At 60.1% G+C, this 21,820-nt stretch carries 23 protein-coding genes; 5 read left to right on the top strand and 18 right to left on the bottom strand.

Going from position 1 to position 21,820, the window contains the following annotated elements:
* Window positions 1-9: 9 nt before the first annotated feature.
* The gene (locus tag B0D71_RS08015; RefSeq protein WP_103394304.1) at window positions 10-438 is read left to right on the top strand and encodes a DNA polymerase III subunit chi; all 429 of its coding nucleotides are present in this window, start codon (window positions 10-12) and stop codon (window positions 436-438) included.
* 8 nt (window positions 439-446) lie between these two features.
* On the top strand, window positions 447-854 hold the full coding sequence (locus B0D71_RS08010) for a DNA polymerase III subunit chi (RefSeq protein ID WP_103394303.1): 408 nt from the start codon (window positions 447-449) through the stop codon (window positions 852-854).
* A gap of 112 nt (window positions 855-966) precedes the next feature.
* Here B0D71_RS08010 and B0D71_RS08005 read toward each other — a convergent pair whose 3' ends face one another.
* Window positions 967-1,728: a sulfite exporter TauE/SafE family protein gene (locus B0D71_RS08005; RefSeq protein ID WP_103394302.1), complete on the bottom strand. Its 762-nt coding sequence runs from the start codon at window positions 1,726-1,728 to the stop codon at window positions 967-969.
* Window positions 1,729-1,921: 193 nt separating this feature from the next.
* Between B0D71_RS08005 and xseA the strand changes: the two genes are divergently transcribed.
* The 3 genes from xseA (at window position 1,922) to leuA (ending at window position 6,281) form a co-directional block, all read left to right on the top strand.
* Entirely contained in the window at window positions 1,922-3,301 is a 1,380-nt protein-coding gene (xseA, locus tag B0D71_RS08000; protein WP_103394301.1) for an exodeoxyribonuclease VII large subunit, read from the top strand.
* A 3-nt stretch (window positions 3,302-3,304) separates the two neighbouring features.
* Entirely contained in the window at window positions 3,305-4,126 is an 822-nt protein-coding gene (locus B0D71_RS07995; protein ID WP_103394300.1) for a M23 family metallopeptidase, read from the top strand.
* Window positions 4,127-4,601: 475 nt separating this feature from the next.
* Entirely contained in the window at window positions 4,602-6,281 is a 1,680-nt protein-coding gene (gene leuA, locus B0D71_RS07980) for a 2-isopropylmalate synthase (protein ID WP_103394298.1), read from the top strand.
* Between the two features lie 199 nt (window positions 6,282-6,480).
* On the opposite strand, the gene B0D71_RS07975 is transcribed toward leuA, so the two are convergent.
* The 17 genes from B0D71_RS07975 to iscU all read right to left on the bottom strand — a co-directional run bounded on the left by B0D71_RS07975 (window position 6,481) and on the right by iscU (window position 21,743).
* A complete protein-coding gene (locus tag B0D71_RS07975; protein ID WP_103394663.1) occupies window positions 6,481-7,272 on the bottom strand; it encodes an amidohydrolase in 792 nt (263 codons plus the stop codon).
* On the bottom strand, window positions 7,260-8,408 hold the full coding sequence (locus B0D71_RS07970; RefSeq protein WP_103394297.1) for a pyridoxal phosphate-dependent aminotransferase: 1,149 nt from the start codon (window positions 8,406-8,408) through the stop codon (window positions 7,260-7,262). The genes B0D71_RS07975 and B0D71_RS07970 overlap by 13 nt, the downstream gene beginning before the upstream one ends.
* A 122-nt stretch (window positions 8,409-8,530) precedes the next feature.
* Entirely contained in the window at window positions 8,531-10,000 is a 1,470-nt protein-coding gene (der, locus tag B0D71_RS07965; protein ID WP_103394296.1) for a ribosome biogenesis GTPase Der, read from the bottom strand.
* A gap of 235 nt (window positions 10,001-10,235) precedes the next feature.
* Window positions 10,236-11,387, bottom strand: coding sequence for an outer membrane protein assembly factor BamB (gene bamB, locus B0D71_RS07960; RefSeq protein WP_103394295.1), 1,152 nt, complete (start codon window positions 11,385-11,387; stop codon window positions 10,236-10,238).
* Entirely contained in the window at window positions 11,380-12,021 is a 642-nt protein-coding gene (locus B0D71_RS07955) for a YfgM family protein (protein WP_103394294.1), read from the bottom strand. Before B0D71_RS07955 ends, bamB begins: the two co-directional genes overlap by 8 nt.
* A 41-nt stretch (window positions 12,022-12,062) precedes the next feature.
* Window positions 12,063-13,352, bottom strand: coding sequence for a histidine--tRNA ligase (hisS, locus tag B0D71_RS07950; RefSeq protein ID WP_103394293.1), 1,290 nt, complete (start codon window positions 13,350-13,352; stop codon window positions 12,063-12,065).
* Between the two features lie 37 nt (window positions 13,353-13,389).
* A complete protein-coding gene (gene ispG, locus B0D71_RS07945; protein ID WP_103394292.1) occupies window positions 13,390-14,499 on the bottom strand; it encodes a flavodoxin-dependent (E)-4-hydroxy-3-methylbut-2-enyl-diphosphate synthase in 1,110 nt (369 codons plus the stop codon).
* Window positions 14,500-14,502: 3 nt separating this feature from the next.
* Window positions 14,503-15,534 (bottom strand): RodZ domain-containing protein, encoded by a 1,032-nt coding sequence (locus B0D71_RS07940; RefSeq protein WP_103394291.1) that lies wholly within the window; start codon window positions 15,532-15,534, stop codon window positions 14,503-14,505.
* Window positions 15,534-16,292 (bottom strand): type IV pilus biogenesis/stability protein PilW, encoded by a 759-nt coding sequence (gene pilW, locus B0D71_RS07935; protein ID WP_103394290.1) that lies wholly within the window; start codon window positions 16,290-16,292, stop codon window positions 15,534-15,536. Before pilW ends, B0D71_RS07940 begins: the two co-directional genes overlap by 1 nt.
* Before the next feature lie 12 nt (window positions 16,293-16,304).
* On the bottom strand, window positions 16,305-17,453 hold the full coding sequence (rlmN, locus tag B0D71_RS07930; protein WP_103394289.1) for a dual-specificity RNA methyltransferase RlmN: 1,149 nt from the start codon (window positions 17,451-17,453) through the stop codon (window positions 16,305-16,307).
* 28 nt (window positions 17,454-17,481) lie between these two features.
* Window positions 17,482-17,907, bottom strand: coding sequence for a nucleoside-diphosphate kinase (ndk, locus tag B0D71_RS07925; RefSeq protein ID WP_007903599.1), 426 nt, complete (start codon window positions 17,905-17,907; stop codon window positions 17,482-17,484).
* An 88-nt stretch (window positions 17,908-17,995) separates the two neighbouring features.
* Complete coding sequence (gene iscX / locus B0D71_RS07920) at window positions 17,996-18,196, bottom strand: Fe-S cluster assembly protein IscX (RefSeq protein WP_007973999.1); 201 nt, start codon at window positions 18,194-18,196, stop codon at window positions 17,996-17,998.
* Window positions 18,197-18,210: 14 nt separating this feature from the next.
* Window positions 18,211-18,552, bottom strand: a complete 342-nt coding sequence (gene fdx, locus B0D71_RS07915) for an ISC system 2Fe-2S type ferredoxin (protein WP_060543107.1) — start codon at window positions 18,550-18,552, stop codon at window positions 18,211-18,213.
* A 2-nt stretch (window positions 18,553-18,554) separates the two neighbouring features.
* Window positions 18,555-20,417, bottom strand: coding sequence for a Fe-S protein assembly chaperone HscA (gene hscA, locus B0D71_RS07910; protein ID WP_103394288.1), 1,863 nt, complete (start codon window positions 20,415-20,417; stop codon window positions 18,555-18,557).
* A 51-nt stretch (window positions 20,418-20,468) separates the two neighbouring features.
* Complete coding sequence (hscB, locus tag B0D71_RS07905; RefSeq protein ID WP_103394287.1) at window positions 20,469-20,990, bottom strand: co-chaperone HscB; 522 nt, start codon at window positions 20,988-20,990, stop codon at window positions 20,469-20,471.
* 8 nt (window positions 20,991-20,998) lie between these two features.
* Window positions 20,999-21,322 (bottom strand): iron-sulfur cluster assembly protein IscA, encoded by a 324-nt coding sequence (gene iscA, locus B0D71_RS07900; RefSeq protein ID WP_003227904.1) that lies wholly within the window; start codon window positions 21,320-21,322, stop codon window positions 20,999-21,001.
* A 34-nt stretch (window positions 21,323-21,356) separates the two neighbouring features.
* Window positions 21,357-21,743 (bottom strand): Fe-S cluster assembly scaffold IscU, encoded by a 387-nt coding sequence (gene iscU, locus B0D71_RS07895; RefSeq protein ID WP_007974006.1) that lies wholly within the window; start codon window positions 21,741-21,743, stop codon window positions 21,357-21,359.
* Window positions 21,744-21,820 lie beyond the last annotated feature (77 nt).

Below are 21,820 nucleotides of genomic sequence, written 5' to 3'. Positions count from 1 at the left end.
GGAACCGCAATGACCAAAGTCGACTTCTATATCCTGCCCAGCGCCGATCCTTCGGCACGGCTGGATTTCGCCTGCAAGCTCACCGAAAAAGCCTGGCGCATGGGTCACCGTGTCTACCTGCATTGCAGTGACGCCGCCCAGCGCAATGATCTCGACGCACGCCTCTGGACGTTCAAGGGTGAAAGCTTCGTGCCCCACGGCCCCGCCGAAAGCGAGCCGGACGGCTTGATTGTCCTGGGTCTGGGTGACGATTGCGGTCAGCATCAGGACCTGCTGGTCAATCTCGACCTGAAAGTCCCGACCTTCGCCCAGCGCTTCGCCCGCGTGGCGGAAGTGGTCGTGGAAGACCCGACGATTCGCCAGGCCGCGCGGGAGAGTTTCCGTTTCTACCGCGAACAGGGCTATCCTCTGCAAGATCACCGTTTACAGCGACTCTGAGCCTTCCAATGGACACTCCAAAACCGCTGCAACAGTCCGCGCACCTGCTGGACGACCTTGAGTCGATCCGCCAATTGCTCGGCGATGACAACCTGCAACCGCCCCTACTGACCGACACGGTCGAGGACGGTGATCAGGAACAGATTCCCATGTTGTTCGACGCCGTGAGCGAGCCTTCACCACCCGTCGAACCGACAGCCTCCGCCCCCATCGTTGAACCGGTCATCGCTGCTGCACCGGCGCCTGCCGTCAGCAAAAGCCCGGATGACCTGTTGCACCTGGACAGCGAACTGCGCGCCGCCGCGCAGTTGATCATGCAAGACGTGATCGACGATTTCGCGCCGCACATCGAGACCGAAATCAAACGCCGCCTCAGTGCACGGCTGGAGCGGTTGTTGAGCCAGTACAACGACTGACCTCAGCCTGTACACGAACCGTTTTTGTAGGAGCCCGGCTTGCCGGCGATGGCGCCCTCAAGGACGCTATCGCCGGCAAGCCGGGCTCCTACAGAGAGCGAAACAAGTTTGCTCAGGTGCTCAAGTAACGTCCGATCAACGCAATTCCGCTGACCAACACCAACCACGTAACCAGCCGCACGAACGCCTCGCGGGACAGCCTCATGGTCAACCGCCGTCCCGCCCACAACCCCAGCGCCATGGCCGGCAACAGACACACCGCCAGCACCAGCAACGGCAAATCGGCATACACCCCGGCGATTGCAAACAGGCTCAAACGCACCACGGTGCTGCAACTGATCAACGCACTTTGCGTCGCGCGGGCCGCTTCCTTGGGCAATCGGCTGTTCAGATAGATCGCATAGAGAAAGCCGCCGCTGCCAAACAACGCACCAAACATTCCGCCCACGGTCCCCATCGGCAGCGCCCACAGGGCGGACAGTTGCGTCGGTCGGGCGTTGATCCACAGGCTGTAAATCGCATAGGCGCTGATAAACAACCCCATCAACAGCAGCAACAGGTCGGACTTGAGGTTCAGCAGGAAAATCACTCCCAGCGTGCAGCCCACCGCCATGCAGGGCAGTAACCGCAACAGCTCCGGCCTGGCCACATCCCGCCGCGAAGGCAGCAGATTGCCGAATGCCGCGACAAAATCGAGCAGCACCAGCAACGGTACGATCTTCGACAGTGGCATGAACAGAATCAGGATCGGCCCGGCCACCAGCGCAGTGCCGAAACCGGCGATGCCGAACACGATGTAGGCCAGGGCGATGCCCGCGCCGATGACCAGCCAGTCCAGCGGGCCGAAAGGCCATTGGTTCAACAACTCAAACACGGTAAATCTCCTGTCATCCTTGAATACCCCCCCGCGACTTTACCCTCTGTGGGAGCGAGCTTGCTCGCGAATACGGATTCACTTTCAACGATGACCTCGAATGCCCTACCGCCTTCGCGAACAAGCCCGCTCACACAAGGGATTTATGCGGGGTCATGGAGATTGTTCATGGAATGCCTTTAAACTGCGCCCCATGATTAAAGATCCCTTTGCAAGACTCGGCCTGGACCGCGAAGTCCTGACCGTCAGCCAGCTCAACGGCCGCGCGCGGGTGTTGCTCGAAGACGTGTTCAGCAACATCTGGGTCGAAGGCGAAATCTCCAACCTCGCCCGCCCGGCGTCCGGCCACGTGTATTTCACCCTCAAGGACAGCGGCGCCCAGGTGCGTTGCGCACTGTTCCGGCAGAACGCGGCACGGGTTCGCCAGGCCTTGAAGGACGGCCTGGCGGTCAAAGTGCGCGGCAAGGTCTCGCTGTTCGAGGGACGCGGCGATTACCAGCTGATCCTCGACACCGTGGAGCCGGCCGGCGATGGCGCCTTACGCCTGGCCTTCGATGCACTCAAGGAAAAGCTCAGCGCCGAAGGCCTGTTCAGTGCCGAACGCAAGGTCCCGCTGCCGGCGCACCCACAACGCATTGGCATCATCAGTTCGCCCACCGGGGCGGTGATCCGCGACATCATCAGCGTGTTCCGCCGTCGTGCACCGCAGGTGCAGTTGACGCTGATCCCCACCGCCGTACAGGGCCGCGAAGCCACCGCGCAGATTGTGCGCGCCCTGAAACTGGCCGATGCCCGCGGTTTCGACGCACTGATCCTGGCCAGAGGCGGCGGTTCACTGGAAGACCTCTGGTGCTTCAACGAAGAAGCCGTAGCCCGCGCCGTAGATGCTTGCGTGACGCCAATTGTCAGCGCGGTCGGCCATGAGACCGACGTGTCGATCAGCGACTTCGTGGCCGACGTTCGCGCGCCCACCCCTTCCGCTGCCGCCGAATTGCTGGCGCCGGACTCCAGCGATCTGGTGCGTCGGGTCGAAAGCCTGCATCGACGGTTGGTGATGCGCATGCGTGACCGCTTGATGCGCGAACGCCTGCGCCTGGAAGGCATTTCCCGGCGCCTGCGTCATCCCGGCGAGCGCCTGCGCCAGCAAGCACAGCGCCTGGATGACTTGGACATGCGCATGCGCCGCGCCTTCGAGCGCAGCCTCAACACCCGTCGCGAACGCTTGATCCGCCTGGAAACCCGTTTGGCCGCACAACATCCGGGCCGGCAGCTGGCAATGCTGCGCCAGCGCCTCGACAGCCTGGCCGAACGCCTGCCACGCGCCATCCGCGAAGGGCTGAAGAACCGTCGCCTGCAATTGCACAGCCAGATGCAGACACTGCACGTGGTCAGTCCGCTGGCGACCCTCGGCCGCGGCTACAGTATTTTGCTGGACGAACGCGGCAACGCGATCCGCAACGCCGCGCAAACCCATACCGGCCAGCGCCTGAAGGCAAAACTGGGCGAAGGCGAACTGCAAGTGCGGGTCGAAGACAATCACCTGACACCTGTCACCCTTTCTTTACTGGATTGATCCATGCCGCGTTTCCTGGCTTCATTGCTGTTGCTGTGCCTGACCTTCAACGCCCACGCCGACAGCTACATCACCCGCCTGCTGAACAAACCGGTGCCGGGCGGCGTTGCCGTGCTGGACCTGGGCGCATCGGCCCAGGCGCCAAAGGCCACTTACCAGGGCAAACCCGTGCTGGTGGTCAAGGAACAGAACAACTGGCTGGCCATCGTCGGCGTGCCGCTGACGGTCAAGCCGGGGGCTCAATCGGTCAGCAGCGGCGGTCGCAATTTGAGTTTTACGGTTGGCAACAAGAATTACCCGGAACAGCGCATCACCCTGAAAAACACCCAACAGGTCAATCCGGACCCGGAGAATCTCAAGCGCATCGAGCGTGAACTGGCCGAGCAGATAGCCGCTTACCGCACGTTCAGCCCCAATACCCCGAGCAACCTGTTGCTGGACAAGCCGGTGAACGGGCCGCTGTCGAGCAAGTTCGGCGTGCGCCGCTTTTTCAACGGAGAGGAGCGCAATCCTCACGCCGGGCTGGACTTCGCCGTGCCGGCCGGTACACCGATCAAGACCCCGGCTGCCGGCAAGGTGATTCTGATCGGCAACTACTTCTTCAACGGCAACACGGTGTTCGTCGACCACGGCCAGGGCTTCATTAGCATGTTCTGCCACATGTCGAAAATCGACGTGAAGGTAGGGCAACAACTGGCGCGCGGTGGCGTGGTCGGCAAGGTCGGCGCGACGGGCCGCGCGACTGGGCCACATATGCACTGGAATGTCAGCCTGAACGATGCACGAGTCGATCCGGCTATTTTCATTGGTGCGTTTCAGCCCTGATCCCTCGCCGAGGCTGATGGCCTCTGCGCGAACAAGCCCACTCCCACAGGTACAGCGCAATCCCTGTGGGAGCGGGCTTGCGCGAAGACGGCATTCCAGTCAGCGAAAAAATCCAGGGTTGTCCCCGACCTCTCCCCCCTGAAATCTCGCTTTCTCCAATTGCGCACCGCTCAAACCTCGCGCAAATAACAAGATCATAAAAACCATTTGAAGCAATAAAATCTCGCCAAACACCCACCCACGAGTATTCCTCTCAATTTTTTTCGACCGCTTGCCAACCTCCCCCCTCGCGGTTAGGGTTGAAGGCATGAAAACCTCTCACACGCTCATTCAGCTCCGCCAGCACCGCAGCCTTTGCCTCGTCAGTGCGCGACTGCCGGGCTGAATCGTGGTGCCTCGTCCCAAGCGTTAGTCCAAGAACTTTTGATCCACCGGCAGGCCGCCTTTTTTCGGCCCACACAATAAGGATTTCCTGATGAGCATGCTCAAAGACCCGTCTTCGAAATACCGCGCGTTCCCGACCATCGACATTCCGGACCGCACCTGGCCATCGAAAACCATCACCACCGCACCAATCTGGTGCAGCTCCGACTTGCGCGACGGCAATCAGTCGCTGATCGAACCGATGGACGCCGTCAAGAAGCTGCGCTTCTGGAAAACCCTGGTGCAGGTCGGCGTAAAGGAAATCGAAGCATCGTTCCCGGCCGCCTCGCAAACCGACTTCGACTTCGTTCGCACCCTGATCGAAGGCAACCACATCCCGGACGACACCACCATCCAGGTGCTGACCCAGGGTCGTGAAGACCTGATCGAGCGCACCTTCGAATCTCTGCGCGGCGCGAAGAAAGCCATCGTTCACCTGTACAACGCGACCTCCCCTTCCTTCCGCCGCATTGTCTTCAACCAGGACAAGGACGGGGTCAAGGCCATCGCCGTCAGCGCGGCCAAGCTGTTCGTCAAGTACGCGGCCATGCAGCCGGACACCGAGTGGACCTTCGAGTACTCGCCAGAAACCTTCAGCGCGACCGAAATGGAGTTCGCCAAGGAAGTCTGCGATGCGGTGATCGAAGTCTGGAACCCGACGCCCGAGCACAAGATGATCCTCAATCTGCCGGCCACCGTCGAATGCGCGACCCCGAACATCTATGCCGACCAGATCGAATGGTTCGGCCGTCACATCAACCGTCGTGACAGCGTGATCATCAGCCTGCACACCCACAACGACCGTGGTACTGGCGTTGCGGCCACTGAGCTGGGCCTGATGGCCGGTGCCGACCGTGTCGAAGGCTGCCTGTTCGGCAACGGCGAGCGTACCGGTAACGTCGACCTGGTGACCGTGGCCCTGAACATGTACACCCAGGGTCTCGACCCTCAACTGGACTTCTCCGACATCGACGGCGTGCGCAAAGTCGTCGAAGAATGCAACCAGATCCAGGTGCACCCGCGTCACCCGTACGTCGGCGACCTGGTACATACCGCGTTCTCCGGCTCGCACCAGGATGCAATCCGCAAGGGCTTCGCCCAGCAGAAATCCGATGCATTGTGGGAAGTCCCGTACCTGCCGATCGACCCGGCCGACATCGGCCGCAGCTACGAGGCAGTCATCCGCGTCAACAGCCAGTCGGGCAAGGGCGGTATCGCCTACCTCCTGGAGCAGGAATACGGCATCAGCCTGCCACGTCGCATGCAGATCGAGTTCAGCCAGGTCGTGCAGCGTGAAACCGATCGCCTGGGCCTGGAAATGACCGCCCAGCAAATCCACGCGCTGTTGCACAGCGAGTACTTGCAGGCCAACACCCCGTACGCGCTGGTCAGCCATCGCCTGCAGGAAGAAAACGGTCACAGTGCCGTCGAAGTGGAAGTGGCCAGCAAAGGCCAGGGCGAAACCAACCTGCACTGGCGCGGCAAGGGCAACGGTGCCCTCGAAGCGCTGGTGGCCGGCCTGCCGGTACCGGTGGAAATCATGGATTACAACGAGCACGCCATCGGCGCGGGCACCAATGCCAAGGCAGCGGCCTACATTGAACTGCGTGTGAATGGTGAGCGTGCGGTGCATGGCGTCGGCATCGACGAAAACATCACCACCGCCAGCTTCAAGGCCCTGTTCAGCGCGCTGAACCGCTCGCTGAGCCAGCCGGAAGCGAAAGCGGCGTAAGCTGTTAGCCGAACAGCAAAAGGCCCCGGGGTGCGAACCTCGGGGCCTTTTTGTTTGCCGGTGCTTTTTACATTGCCTGTTACGGCCCTATCGCGAGCAAGCTCGCTCCCACAGGGGGACGCGAAAACCCATGGGAATGCATTCAAATGTGGGAGCGAGCTTGCTCGCGATGAGGCCCTGTCAGACAGAAAAGGGGGGATCAAGTGAACTCGAAGGTATCGGCATCCAGATTCGCCGGAAACCGCGTGCGGTATGCCGCCAGTTCCGATGCATCCAGCACCACCTTGAACACGCCATCAGCCTCCCCCGCACTGAGCAATGTCTCACCCTGGAAATCCAGCACCTGACTGTCACCGGTATAGGCAAAACCTTTGCCATCGGTGCCAATGCGATTCACCGCCGCCACATAGCACAGGTTCTCGATCGCCCGTGCCGGCAACAAACGATTCCAGTGCTGGCGCCGCGCACCCGGCCAGTTCGCGGTGTACAGCAGCAGGTCGGTGTCCTGAGCATCACGACTCCACACCGGGAAACGCAGGTCGTAGCAAATCAGTGGCCTGACTCGCCAGCCCTTGAGCTCGAACTGCACCTGGCGCTCGCCGGGGGTGTAGTGGTTGTGCTCACCAGCCATGCGGAACAGGTGGCGCTTGTCGTAATGCAGCACCTCACCGTCCGGGCGTGCCCACAACAGACGATTGCGATGACTGCCGTCGGCGGCCTGAACAATCACGCTGCCGGTTATCACCGCATCAAGCTTCGCCGCCTGAGCCCGAAGCCATTTGCTGGTCGGGCCGTTTTCCGCTTCCGCGAGGGTCTCGGACTCCATGGAAAAACCGGTGGTGAACATCTCCGGGAGGATGATCAAGTCGGCGCCGCGAGCCTGCTCCAGCAATGGCTCGAAATGCTCAAGGTTGGCCTGGCGATCGTGCCAGGCCAGGGATGTCTGGATAAGCGCCACGTTCAGGTTCGGCAAGGCACTCAGATCACGCATAGTTTTTCCGCTGCTTCACGCAGGGTCTCCTCGCGCTTGGCAAAGCACAGCCGCACCAGGCGCTGGCCTTCTGGCGGCGTCTGGTAGAACACGGAAATCGGAATACTGGCCACGCCATGCTCGCGCGTCATCCACAGGGCCATCTCGACGTCATTGAGGTCCGGACGGATCTGCGAGTAATCGACCAGCTGGAAATAGGTGCCGGTCACCCGGGTAAAACTGAAACGCGATGGCGCCAGCAGATCGCAGAACAGATCGCGCTTGGCTTGATAGAAACCCGGCAGCTCTTCAACGTGTTCAGGATGCTCGGCCATGTAATCGGCCAAGGCATGTTGCAGCGGCGTCACGCCACAGAAATTCACGTACTGGTGCACTTTGCGCAATTCCGCCGTCAGGGCCGGTGGTGCGACCACATAGCCGGTTTTCCAGCCTGTTACGTGGTAGGTCTTGCCGAAGGAGCTGACCACGAATGCACGCTGATACAGCTCTTCATGGGCCAACACGCTGACGTGGGGCACGCCGTCATACACCAGGTGCTCGTAGACTTCGTCGCTGATCACATAGATATCGCGATCACGGATCAACGCTGCCAACTGGTCGAGTTCGGCACGGCTGATCAACGCACCACTAGGGTTGTGCGGGGTGTTGAGAATGATCATCCGCGTGCGCGGGCTCAGTGCCTGGGCAAGCTTCTCGAAGTCGATACTGAAATCGTTCAGGCCCAATTGCACATGCACGCAACGACCGCCGGCCAGCTCTACCGAGGGCTCGTAGCTGTCGTATGCCGGGTCAAACACAATGACTTCGTCACCGCTGTGGATAACCGCCTGAATGGCACAGAAAATCGCCTCGGTCGCGCCGGGGGTAACCGTGACCTCAGTATCCACATCCACTTGCGCGCCATAACTGCGGGCGATCTTCGCTACGATTTGCTGACGCAACACCGGCAGCCCGGTCATTGGCGAGTACTGGTTATGGCCGCTAGCGATATGCCGGCCGACCGCATCGCACAGGGCCTGCGGGGCCGCGAAATCGGGAAAGCCCTGGGACAGATTGAGCGCGCCGGTCTGTGCCGCGAGCTGAGACATCTGCGTGAAGATAGTGATGCCGACATTCGGCAGCTTACTGGTGATCATCGGTGGTTCCCTGCTCTACACCCGGCTCTACGGCGGCGCGGGGGAGTCCGAGGATAGCCCAAACGGCAGGCATGAAAAAGGGCGCCATCGGCGCCCTCTTCTTCCCACAGGAAAAACCTGAATCAGCGCTTGTCGCGGCGCTTCTTGTCGGCCTTTTTGTGGTGCGACATCAAGCGACGCTTCTTGTTGACCTGGCGGTCGGTAAGCGTGTTCTTGTTGCCTTCGTACGGGTTCTCGCCACCCTTGAACTCGATGCGGATCGGCGTACCGACCAGCTTCAGAACACGGCGGTAAGTGTTTTCCAGATAGCGCACGTACGACTTCGGCACTTTCTCGATCTGGTTGCCGTGGATCACGATGATCGGCGGGTTTGCGCCACCGAGGTGGGCATAACGCAGCTTGATCCGGCGGCTGTTAACCATTGGCGGCTGGTGCTCGCTGACCGCATCTTCGAGGATCTGGGTCAGGCGGCTGGTCGGCCAACGGGTGACCGCAGACTTGAACGAGTTCTGTACCGACGCGTAGAGGTTACCCACGCCAGTGCCGTGCAGGGCCGAGATGAAGTGGATGTCGGCGTAGTCGACGAAGAACAGTCGACGTTGCAGCTCGACCTTCACGAAGTCACGCTCACTCGGCGTCATGCCGTCCCACTTGTTGATCGCGATCACCAGCGCACGACCCGACTCAATGGCGAAACCCAGCAGGTTGAGGTCGTGGTCAACCACGCCTTCGCGGGCGTCCATCACGAAGATCACCACGTTGGCGTCTTTGATCGCTTGCAGGGTTTTGACCACGGAGAACTTTTCGACTTCTTCGTGGATCTTGCCGCGCTTGCGCACACCGGCGGTGTCGATCAGCGTGTACTTCTCGTCGTTACGCTCGAACGGGATGTAGATACTGTCGCGGGTGGTGCCAGGTTGGTCATAGACGATTACCCGGTCTTCACCGAGCATACGGTTGACCAAGGTCGACTTGCCGACGTTCGGACGGCCGATGATGGCGATCTTGATCCCGTCTTTTTCGCTCGGACCAGGAATGCGCTTGGCTTCCTCGCCTTCAGCGACGATTTCTTCCTCGCCTTCTTCCAGCTCGTCTTCGTCTTTCGGGAATTCACTCAGCGCCGCTTCCAGCAACTGGGTGATACCACGGCCGTGGGCACCGGCGATCGGGATCGCGTGGCCCATGCCCAGCGGGGCGAATTCGGCGCGGGCCATTTCCGGGTCGATGTTGTCGACCTTGTTGGCTACCACGTGAGAACGCTTGTTACGTTTGCGCAAATGCTCGGCGATCATCTGGTCGGCGGCGGTGAAGCCGGCCTTGGCATCTACCAGGAACAGAACGACATCCGCTTCTTCGATGGCCAGCAGCGACTGCTCGGCCATCTTTTCGTCCATACCATGTTCGTCACCGGAGATACCGCCGGTGTCGATCAGAATGTAGGAACGCCCTTGCCACTTGGCCTCACCGTACTGGCGATCACGGGTCAGACCGGACAAGTCGCCGACGATGGCGTCACGAGTCCTGGTCAGGCGGTTGAACAAGGTGGACTTGCCGACGTTTGGTCGGCCCACCAAGGCGATTACGGGAACCATGCGGCTCTCCACTTCGTTATTTCAGAAAATACAAAAGCCGCTGCGAGGCAGCGGCTGGTGCTCGGGGCAACACTGTTCGCGTTTTTGTGGGAGCGAGCCTGCTCGCGAAAAACGCCTAGGCACCGCGTTTATCCAGGCCGCCAATGTAATCGTTGACGTCCATCGCGAGCAGGCTCGCTCCTACAGTTCTGCAAACGGTGAAGCTGCCTGGGGGTGTTAACCCCAAGCATAGTTGTTACTTGATGGTCAGGGCTTCCAGTTTGCCGCTGTTGCCATACACATAAATCGTGTCACCCACCACCAGCGGACGGGCACGCAGGCCGTCGCTGTCGATGCGCTCGCGGCCGACGAAACGACCGTCCACCTGACTCAGCAGGTGCAGGTAACCTTCCAGGTCACCGACTGCAACGTAGCTGGAGAACACTTCCGGGGCCGACAGTTGACGACGGGCCAGCGAATCGTTGCTCCACAAGGCTGTGGTGGAACGCTCGTCGACGCCTTCAACGGTGCCCGAAGACAGGCTCACATAAACGGTGCCAAAACCCTGGGCGACACCGGCGTAGCTGGAAGCATCACGCTGCCAGAGCTGACGGCCGCTTTGCAGGTCCAGAGCGGCAACGCGCCCCTGATAGCTGGCGACATACAGTGTCTCACCCGACAGCAGCAGACCACCGTCGATATCGACCACACGCTCCAGTTCCGAACGACCTTGCGGGATCGCTACGCGCTGTTCCCACACCGGTACGCCGTTGGAGATGTCCAGGGCAACCACTTTACCGGTCGACAGGCCAGCCACCGCGAGGCGGTTGGTCACGATCGGCGCACTGGTGCCACGCAGGGTCAGTACCGCAGGCGTGCTGTCGTAGATCCAGCGGCGGTTACCGGTGGAGGCATCCAGGCCGATCAGACGATCGTCCTGGGTCTGAACCACCACAACGTCACCGTTGTTGGCTGGCGGAGCCAGCACTTCGCTGGACACGCGAGCGCGCCACTTCTCTTCACCGTTGATGGCGTCCAGGGCAACGATTTCACCCTTGATCGTACCGATGGTGACCAGACCGTAACCTACGCCAACGGCGCCGGAGACAGGCAACTCGAGATCTTTCTTCCATTTGACGTCGCCGGTGTTGCGATCCATCGCCATCAACACGCCAGTGACGTCGGCGGCATAGATGGTATCGCCATCGATGGCCGGAACCAGCATGTTGTAGGTTTCGCCCTGACCGTCACCGATCGAACGACTCCATTGCTTGTGCAGAACCACTTCTTCCTTGAAGTCGGTCAACTCGGCCGGAGGCAATTCTTTTTTGCTGTTGCTGCTGCAACCCGCGGCCAACAAGGCCAGAGCCAGCAATGCTGCATGTTTCCAACGGATCACGTCACGCATCCCCTTTGGCCAGGTCGTCCAGCTTGATTTGCAGGCCACCGACCGCCGCTTCATCCGACAGTGCCGCCTTGGCTTTTTGATACGCCGCGCTCGCTTCTTCGGTACGGCCCAGCTGCACCAGCAGGTCGCCCTTGAGCTCTTCGCGAGTGGCCAGGAATGCCTTGTCGGCATCGCCTTCGAGCAGCTTCAGCGCTTCGTCGGCCTTGTTCTGCGCGCCCAATACCTGAGCCAGACGCTGACGGGCGATTTCGCCCAGTGCCGGGTTGGCCGGTTTGTCGACAATGGCTTTGAGCTCGCTGGCCGCGTCGTCCAGCTTGCCGCTGTCGACCGCAACCTTGGCCACGAACAGGCTGCCGTACTGCGCGTAGGCGCTGCCGCCGAATTCGCTGTTGAGCTTGCCGGCCAGGTCCGAAACACGGGCCGCATCAGGCTTGCCGTCAGGCGTCAGCGTGGTTTCGAGCAATTGCTGATAGAGAATCGAGGCGCCTTGCGACTGATTGCTCTGATACTTGTGGAACGCCTGCCAGCCGAACACGATGACCAGCGCCAACAGGCCGCCAGTGACCAGGGGCTTACCGTTGCGTGACCACCATTCCTTCAATTCCATCAAATGTTCGTCTTCGGTACTCGACACCCCAATACTCCTTAATCGCTAATTCGGCTGTTTAGACAGCTTCAACCCTGCACGACGCAGGTGGCCAGGTGTGCAGCAAGCGCATCCCAGGCAATGCTTTGTTGTTCGCCCTGGCCACGCAGGGGTTTGAAACCTACCACTTGCTGGGCCATTTCGTCGTCACCGAGGATCAGCGCATACAGCGCACCGCTCTTGTCGGCCTTCTTGAACTGGCTTTTGAAACTGCCGGCGCCGGCATTCACTTGCAGGCGCAGGTTGGGCAACTGGTCACGAACGCGCTCGGCCAGGGTCAGGCCAGCCAGTTCGGCAGCTTCACCGAAGGCGCAGAGGTAGACATCGACCTGACGGGAGATCTCTTCCGGGATCTGTTCCAGGGTTTCCAGCAACAGCACCAGGCGTTCGATACCCATGGCGAAACCAACGCCAGCGGTCGGCTTGCCGCCCATCTGCTCGACCAGGCCGTCGTAACGACCACCGGCACACACGGTGCCCTGGGCGCCGAGTTTGTCGGTGACCCATTCGAAAACGGTCTTGCTGTAGTAATCCAGCCCACGAACCAGCTTCGGGTTGATCACGTAGGGAATGCCCGCGGCGTCCAGGCGAGCCTTGAGGCCCTCGAAATGCACACGGGATTCTTCGTCGAGGTAGTCGGCCATTTTCGGCGCATCGACCAGAATCGCCTGTGTCTCGGCGTTCTTGGTGTCCAGGACGCGCAACGGGTTGGTCTTCAGACGGCGCTGGCTGTCTTCGTCCAGTTTGTCCAGATGCAGGGACAGAAACTCGACCAGCGCTTCGCGGTAACGACCACGGGATTCGCTGGTACCCAGGCTGTTGAGCTCGAGTTTCACCGCATCGCGGATGCCCAGTTCGCCCCACAGGCGCCAGGTCAGCACGATCAGCTCGGCGTCGATGTCCGGACCGTCGAGGTTGAACACTTCGACACCGATCTGGTGGAACTGGCGATAACGGCCTTTCTGCGGACGCTCGTGGCGGAACATCGGGCCGATGTACCAGAGCTTCTGAACCTGGCCACCACCGGTGATGCCGTGCTCCAGCACTGCGCGCACACAAGCCGCCGTGCCTTCAGGGCGCAGGGTCAGGGAGTCGCCGTTGCGGTCGTCGAAGGTGTACATCTCTTTTTCGACGATGTCGGTTACTTCACCGATGGAGCGCTTGAACAGCTCGGTGAACTCGACGATCGGCATGCGGATCTGCTTGTAACCGTAGTTATCCAGCAGGCGCGAAACGGTGCCTTCGAAATGACGCCACAGGGGAGTCTGTTCGGGCAGGATATCGTTCATGCCACGAATGGCTTGCAGAGACTTGCTCACTTTAAATCCTTAAATTCGTTCGGCTCTTCAGTCAGGATCAGCCGCGCGCAATAACGGCAGCGTCAGCTTCGACCTTTTCGGCCGCTTTCTGGCGGATCAAGCGTTCAAGCTCATCCACCAGATTGTCATTCGTCAGTTTCTGCGACGGCTTGCCATCAATGTAAATCAGGTTCGGCGTGCCGCCGGTCAAGCCGATATGGGCTTCCTTGGCTTCGCCCGGGCCGTTGACCACGCAGCCGATCACCGCTACATCCAGCGGCACCAGCAGATCTTCGAGGCGCCCTTCCAGCTCGTTCATGGTCTTGACCACATCGAAGTTCTGCCGCGAGCAGCTCGGGCAGGCGATGAAGTTGATGCCACGGGAGCGCAGGTGCAGGGACTTGAGAATGTCGTAGCCGACTTTCACTTCCTCGACCGGGTCGGCCGCCAACGAGATGCGGATAGTATCGCCAATCCCTTCGGCGAGCAGCATACCGAGGCCCACGGCGGATTTCACCGTGCCCGAACGCAAACCACCGGCTTCGGTGATGCCCAGGTGCAGCGGCTGGACGATTTCCTTGGCCAGCAGGCGGTACGCTTCGACGGCCATGAACACATCGGAGGCTTTCACGCTGACCTTGAAATCCTGGAAGTTCAGGCGTTCGAGGTGCTCGACGTGACGCAAGGCAGACTCGACCAGCGCCGCCGGAGTCGGCTCGCCGTATTTCTTTTGCAGGTCTTTTTCCAGGGAACCGGCGTTCACGCCGATACGGATCGGAATCCCGCGGTCACGGGCGGCATCGACCACCGCACGCACGCGGTCTTCGCGACCGATGTTGCCCGGGTTGATCCGCAGGCAATCGACACCCAGTTCGGCTACGCGCAAAGCGATCTTGTAGTCGAAGTGAATATCGGCAACCAACGGCACCTTGACCAGTTGCTTGATCTTGCCGAAGGCTTCGGCGGCGTCCATGTCCGGTACGGAGACCCGCACGATATCGACGCCGGCAGCTTCCAGACGATTGATTTGCGCGACGGTGGCCGCGACATCGTTGGTGTCGCTGTTGGTCATGCTCTGCACAGCGATAGGCGCATCGCCGCCAACAGGCACGTTACCGACCCAGATCTTGCGGGATTCGCGACGTTTGATTGGAGATTCGCCGTGCATGACTTATTGACCCAACTTCAGGCGAGCAGTCTCGCCACTGGTGAACGGAGCAACATCAACCGACTGGCCGTTGTAACTGACCTGGGCGCCACGGGCAAAGCCCAGGCGCACGGCGAACGGTGGTTTGCCATTGACTGCCAGGCTGTCGCCCTTGCGCTTGAGACCGCTGAACAGCACCTTGCCGCTACCGTCGGTCACTTGTGTCCAGCAATCGGCGGTGAACTGCACCTGAACCTGGCCTTGACCAGCCACTGGCGCGGCTGCCGCAGGAACAGGAGCTGGAGTGCTCGGGGCTACTGGCGCAGTCACCACCGGGGCCGGAACGGCAGGTGCCGGCGCTGCTGGAGCCACCGGCGTTGCGACAACAGGTGCGGTAACGTGAGCGGGCGCGGCTGGAGTGGTCGGTGCTGCGGGGGCGGCTGGTGCAGTCGCCTGAGCTTCCACCGGCGCTTCGGCTGGAGCGTCGGCCTGTGGCAGCGCAAGGGCGGTTCCGCCTTCGGTCTGACCTTCCGCGACGGCCTGGTCCTCCGGCTCGTCCAGCGGATGAATCTGTGTCGTACCGTCGGCACCTTCGACTTCGACATGCTCTGGTGCCAGACCGATCAGATCCTTGGTGCGCATCGAGGTCTGATCTTGCCACCAGACAAAACCGCCGCCAATCACTGCCACCAGCAACAACAAGCTGACGATACGCAAAATGGTGTGGGAAACCCGGACCGGCTCTTCGATACGACCCAGGCTGTGAACACTGCTGCCCTGGGAATCGGTACCGGTGGATTGATCGAATTGCTGGACCAGTACGGCCTGATCCATTCCAAGCAATTTGGCATAGGCGCGAATATAACCACGGGCAAAAGTATGCCCGGGCAGCTTGTCGAAAGCGCCGGCTTCCAGATTGCTCAGGGAAGTAGTGGTGAGGTTGAGCTTGAGGGCCACTTCGGCCAGCGACCAGCCATTGCTTTCGCGGGCCTGGCGCAAGGTCTCACCGGGGTTAACGCGATTCGCTGCTACAACTTCGGGATGCGCCGCTTTCATCATTGCTCCGACAGGTATTGCTGATATTCCGGCGTACCGGGATAGAGTCTTTTTAGTTGCAGGCCTTTACTTGCGGCCTTGTCGCGATCATCAAACACTTTTGCCAGCCGAACGCCGAGCAATAGACTACGTGCATTTTGCTCGGCAAGCAGGCTAAAACGATCGTAGTAGTCACGCGAGGGCACATAATGCCTGTCTTCGTAAGACAACTCAGCCATTTCCAGCAATGCACGAGGTTGTTGGCGGTTCAGGCGCAGGGCTTTTTCCAGTTGCTGCCTGGCCAGCTCGCGCTTCCCCAGCATCGAAGCGGTCATGCCGAGGTTTTCGAATACCCGTGAACGCTCAGGATACAGGGTATCGGCGGCGGCTTGCTCAAAGCGCTCGTAGGCTTCCTTGTAACGCTGCTGCCCAAACAGAAAACTGCCGTAGTTGTTCAGGATTCGCGCATCGGCGGGACGGGAAGACAGCGCCTTGCGGAAATGCTCATCGGCCAGTTCCGGCTCCATTTCAGCCTGGAACACCAGCCCCAGAGCCGCATTGGCATCCGCATCGGAGCCATCCAGCTCCAACGCCTTCTTCAACGGCACTTTTGCGCGCTCGGTCATGCCCTGCTGCAGATAACCGATGCCCAGTTGCACATACGCCTCCCGCGCTTCATCACGGCCCTTGCTGGTCTTCATCGGGTTGTAGTCACCCGAAAGCACACAGCCAGCACACAGGCTGGCCAACAGCAAAAGCAGCGCAAAGCGCAGGGACATAGAGATCCTCTCTTAATTGTTGTTCGCAGTGCTCGAAGCAACATCGCTGTCGGCGTTCAATTCACGCACGGCGATATAACGTTCGCTGCGACGGGTGCGATCCAGCACCTGCCCTACCAATTGACCACAGGCCGCGTCGATGTCTTCACCACGGGTGGTGCGGACGGTGACGTTGAAACCGGCATGATGAAGCTGATCCTGGAAACGACGAATGGCGTTGTTGCTCGGACGCTCGTACCCGGAATGCGGGAACGGGTTGAACGGGATCAGGTTGATCTTGCACGGGATGTTCTTGAGCAGCTCGATCATTTCCACCGCGTGCTCGACCTTGTCATTGATATCTTTAAGCAAGGTGTATTCGATGGTCAGCACGCGCTTTTCGCCGAGATTCGACATGTAGCGCTGGCACGACTCGAGCAGCATCTTAAGCGGATACTTCTTATTGATCGGCACCAATTGGTTACGCAATGCGTCATTCGGTGCGTGCAGGGACAACGCCAGGGAGACGTCGATGTGCTTGGAGAGCTCATCGATCATCGGCACCACGCCGGAGGTCGACAGGGTCACACGGCGCTTGGAGATGCCGTAGCCCAGGTCGTCCATCATCAAATGCATGGCCGCGACGACGTTGTCGAAGTTCAGCAGCGGCTCACCCATGCCCATCATCACCACGTTGGTGATGGCACGGTCGACGGTTGCCGGGACGCTGCCAAAGGATTTGTTGGCAATCCACACCTGGCCGATGACTTCGGCGGCGGTGAGGTTGCTGTTGAAGCCTTGCTTGCCGGTGGAGCAGAAACTGCAATCCAGGGCACAGCCTGCCTGGGACGAAACGCACAAGGTGCCGCGTTTGCCCTGGGGAATGTACACGGTCTCGACGCAGCTGCCGGACGCCACGCGCACCACCCACTTGCGGGTGCCGTCGCTGGAGATGTCCTCGCTGACCACTTCCGGACCACGGACCTCAGCAACAGCCTTGAGCTTTTCGCGCAAGGCCTTGCTGACGTTCGTCATGGCGTCGAAATCATCGACACCAAAGTGGTGAATCCATTTCATTACCTGACCGGCACGGAAACGCTTCTCCCCGATTGAGTCGAAGAATTTTTCCATTTCCAGCTGAGTCAGACCCAGCAGGTTAGTTTTTACAGTCGATGTAGTCATGGATTCACCTTCACTCTTAAGCCAATGCTTAGCGAGTGGTTACTTCAGTAGCTGCGAAGAAGTACGAGATTTCGCGAGCGGCAGCGGCTTCGGAGTCCGAACCGTGCACAGCGTTGGCGTCGATGGAGTCAGCGAAGTCAGCACGGATGGTGCCGGCAGCAGCTTCTTTAGGGTTGGTAGCGCCCATCAGCTCACGGTTCAGAGCGATAGCGTTCTCGCCTTCCAGAACCTGAACGACAACCGGACCGGAGATCATGAAAGCAACCAGGTCGTTGAAGAAACCACGAGCGCTGTGCTCAGCGTAGAAGCCTTCAGCTTCGGCTTTGGACAGCTGCTTCAGTTTCGAAGCTACAACGCGCAGGCCAGCTTTTTCGAAACGAGTGGTGATCTCGCCGATAACGTTTTTAGCAACGGCGTCAGGCTTGATGATGGAGAAAGTACGTTGAACAGCCATGGTGTAACTCCAGAAACGGTAATTTACGAAAAATTAAACCCGCGAATTATACGCGGGTTCTCGGGTATTGCCTAACCTGCGGCGTGGCTCAGTCGCGTTCTTCGATCCAGTGGGCCTGAATGGCCTCCAGGATCTTTTCGCCACAATGCTCAGGCATATCGTCGAAATCGGGCAATTCCATTACCCATTTACGCAGATCGACGAAGTTGACCGACATAGGGTCCACGTCGGGCTTGCTTTCGGCTAGCTGGATCGCGATCTCCAGCACATCAGTCCACTTGAGTTTCATGACAATTCCTTGAATCAGTGCGGTGCTTCGGCTGCGTGGTTGAGCGAGTACTTCGGGATTTCGACCGTCAGGTCTTCGGTACCGACCTTGGCCTGGCAGCCCAGACGGGACTCACGCTCAAGACCCCAAGCCTTATCAAGGTAGTCTTCTTCCAGCTCGTCGGCCTCTTCCAGCGAGTCGAAACCCTCGCGGATGATGCAGTGGCAAGTGGTGCAGGCGCAGACGCCGCCGCAAGCACTTTCCATCTCGATGTGGTGTTCGTGGGCCAGTTCGAGGATAGAGGTACCGGTTTCGGCCTCAACAACCATGCCTTCAGGGCAGAACTTCTCGTGTGGCAGAAAAATGACCTGCGGCATCGTTATTCCTCAATCTCATTCAGGTTGCGGCCCGCCAAAGCGGCTTTCACGGTCGAATCCATACGACGGGCGGCAAAAGCATCGGTCACTTGCGACAGACGCTTGGTCTGTTGCTCGATGGCGTAACCATCGGTGCCTTTCATCAGTTCGGTCAATTCCTGCACCTGCATGTCGATGACCATCCGCTCTTCGGCATCGAGCAAGCGCTCGCCATCGACTTCAAGCGCAGCCTGCACGGCCTCAACCAGACGCTGGGCGTCGACCTGCTGCTCACGCAATACGCGGGCAACCTTGTCGTCATTGGCGTGCTGGAAGGAATCCTTGAGCATCTTGGCGATTTCGCCGTCGGTCAGACCGTAGGACGGCTTGACCTGAATGCTGGCCTCGACGCCCGAACCCAGCTCACGTGCGGAAACGCTGAGCAGACCGTCGGCATCGACCTGGAAGGTCACGCGAATCTTCGCCGCGCCGGCCACCATCGCCGGAATACCGCGCAATTCGAAGCGTGCCAGGGAGCGGCAGTCGCTGATCAGCTCGCGCTCGCCCTGCAATACGTGGATGGCCATGGCCGACTGGCCGTCTTTGTAAGTGGTGAAATCCTGGGCGCGGGCGACGGGAATGGTGGTGTTGCGCGGAATCACCTTCTCCATCAGGCCGCCCATGGTTTCCAGCCCCAGGGACAACGGGATCACGTCCAGCAACAGCAGTTCGCCGCCATCACGCTTGTTGCCGGCCAGGGTATCGGCCTGGATCGCAGCACCAATGGCCACCACTTGATCCGGATCGATTTCGGTCAGCGGCTGGCGACCGAAGGCTTCGGCGACGGCTTCGCGAACGCGAGGCACGCGAGTTGAACCACCGACCATGACCACGGCATGCACGTCTTCCAGCTCGATACCGGAATCACGCACTGCGCGGCGGCAGGCTTTCAGGCTGCGAGCGACCATCGGTTCGATCAGCGCATTGAAGGCTTCGCGGGTCAGCTCGGCTTTCCAGTCGCCATAGGCTACTTCAACGGCCGCAGCGTTAGTCAGGGCTTCCTTGGCCGCACAGGCGGTTTGCAGCAAGTTGCGTTGCGCGCCCGGATCGAGGTCGGCGGACAGGCCAGCGCTCTCGATGATCCAGCGAGCGATCGCGTGGTCGAAGTCGTCGCCGCCCAGGGCGCTATCGCCGCCGGTAGCCAGGACTTCGAAGACACCACCGGTCAGGCGCAGAATCGAAATATCGAAGGTGCCGCCGCCCAGGTCGTAGATCGCAACCAGGCCTTCGGCATGCTGATCCAGGCCGTAAGCCACAGCGGCCGCAGTCGGCTCGTTGAGCAAGCGCAGCACGTTCAGACCGGCCAGCTTGGCCGCGTCCTTGGTGGCTTGGCGCTGAGCGTCGTCGAAATAGGCCGGAACAGTGATCACCGCGCCCACCAACTCGCCACCCAGGGTCGCTTCAGCGCGCTGACGCAGGACCTTGAGGATATCGGCGGAGACTTCGACAGGGCTTTTCGGGCCCTGGATCGTCTCGATGAACGGCATGTGCGACTCGCCACCGACAAAGCGGTACGGCAACTGATCACCCAGCTGCTTGACGTCGGACAGACCACGACCCATCAAGCGCTTGACCGACAGCACAGTGTTCAAGGGATCGGTAGCGGCAGCCAGTTTGGCGGATTCGCCAACCTCGACGCGATCGGCGTGATAGCGCACGGCAGACGGCAGGATGACCCGCCCTTCTGCGTCGGCAAGCGGCTCGGAAAGACCACTGCGCAATGCAGCGACCAGCGAATTGGTAGTGCCCAAGTCGATCCCCACAGCCAGACGACGCTGGTGCGGTTGAGGACTTTGGCCGGGTTCGGCGATCTGCAGTAGGGCCATCGTTATCAGGACTTATCTGTATATCAGGCGTGCGACCGGAGCGGCACTGGGTTAATCGTCGAGGCGCTCTTCTAACTGGCGCACTTCGTAGGTGAGCTTGTCGAGGAACTGCATGCGCCGCATCAGGCGTTCGGCCTGTTCACGTTGCGCCGCATCGTTCCAGCAAGCTGCGAAGCTTTGGTTCAGTTCATCCTGGGCAGCCTTCAGGCGACGCTTGAAGACGGCAACGCCATTGAGGTCGGCGCTGTCCTGCAGGTCTTCGAGCTCTTCGCGCAACTCCATTTGCTGCAACAGGAACTCCGGGTCGTGCACCGTGACTTCCAGCGGCAACTCGCCACCATTCAGAGCAAGCAGGTAGCGCGCGCGCTTGGGCGGACTCTTGAGTGTCTGGTAGGCCTCATTGAGGCTCGCCGACTGCTCCAGGGCCAGCCGCTGCTCACGCTCGGAAGCGTCGGCAAAGCGGTCCGGATGAACGCCGCGCGCCAACTCACGGTAGCGCGTAGCCAGCTGGTCGAGGTCCAGATTGAAACTCGGTTGCAGCTCAAATAAAGCGAAATGACAAGGAGTACCCACGACAAGCCTCAGATGTTGAAGCTTTCGCCGCAGCCACATTCACCGCGCACGTTGGGGTTGTTGAACTTGAAGCCTTCGTTCAACCCTTCCTTGACGAAATCGAGCTCGGTGCCGTCCAGGTAAGCCAGGCTTTTCGGGTCGATAATCACTTTTTCGCCGTGACTTTCGAACACCTGATCCTCTGCAACCACCTCGTCGACAAACTCCAGCACGTAGGCAAGACCGGAACAACCTGTGGTGCGAACACCCAGACGAATCCCTTCACCTTTGCCGCGCCCGTCGAGGGAGCGCCGCACGTGTCGAGCAGCCGCTTCTGTCATGCTGATAGCCATCGGTGACTCCTTACTCGTCGCCAAAACTCGAAAATCAGATCAAGCCTTTCTTCTGCTTGTAGTCGCGAACAGCCGCCTTGATGGCGTCTTCAGCGAGTACCGAGCAGTGGATTTTCACTGGCGGCAGGGCCAGTTCTTCAGCCAGCTGGGTGTTCTTGATGGTTTCCGCTTCGTCCAGGGTCTTGCCCTTCATCCACTCGGTGGCGAGGGAGCTGGAAGCGATAGCCGAACCGCAGCCGTAGGTCTTGAACTTGGCATCTTCGATGATACCGGCGTCGTTGACCTTGATCTGCAGGCGCATCACGTCGCCGCACGCCGGAGCGCCGACCATGCCGGTGCCGACATCAGGATCTTCCGCGTCCATCTTGCCGACGTTGCGCGGGTTTTCGTAGTGGTCGATGACCTTTTCGCTGTAAGCCATGATTCTCAATCCTCACTCATCAGGGCCGCTCTTGAGACCCTGTAGTTACGCTGCATGTACCGCCGCGCTGCTACAGG

The organism is Pseudomonas laurylsulfativorans, assembly GCF_002906155.1.
Classification (GTDB): Bacteria; Pseudomonadota; Gammaproteobacteria; order Pseudomonadales; family Pseudomonadaceae; genus Aquipseudomonas; species Aquipseudomonas laurylsulfativorans.
This window is presented reverse-complemented; position numbering and strand designations above follow the sequence as displayed.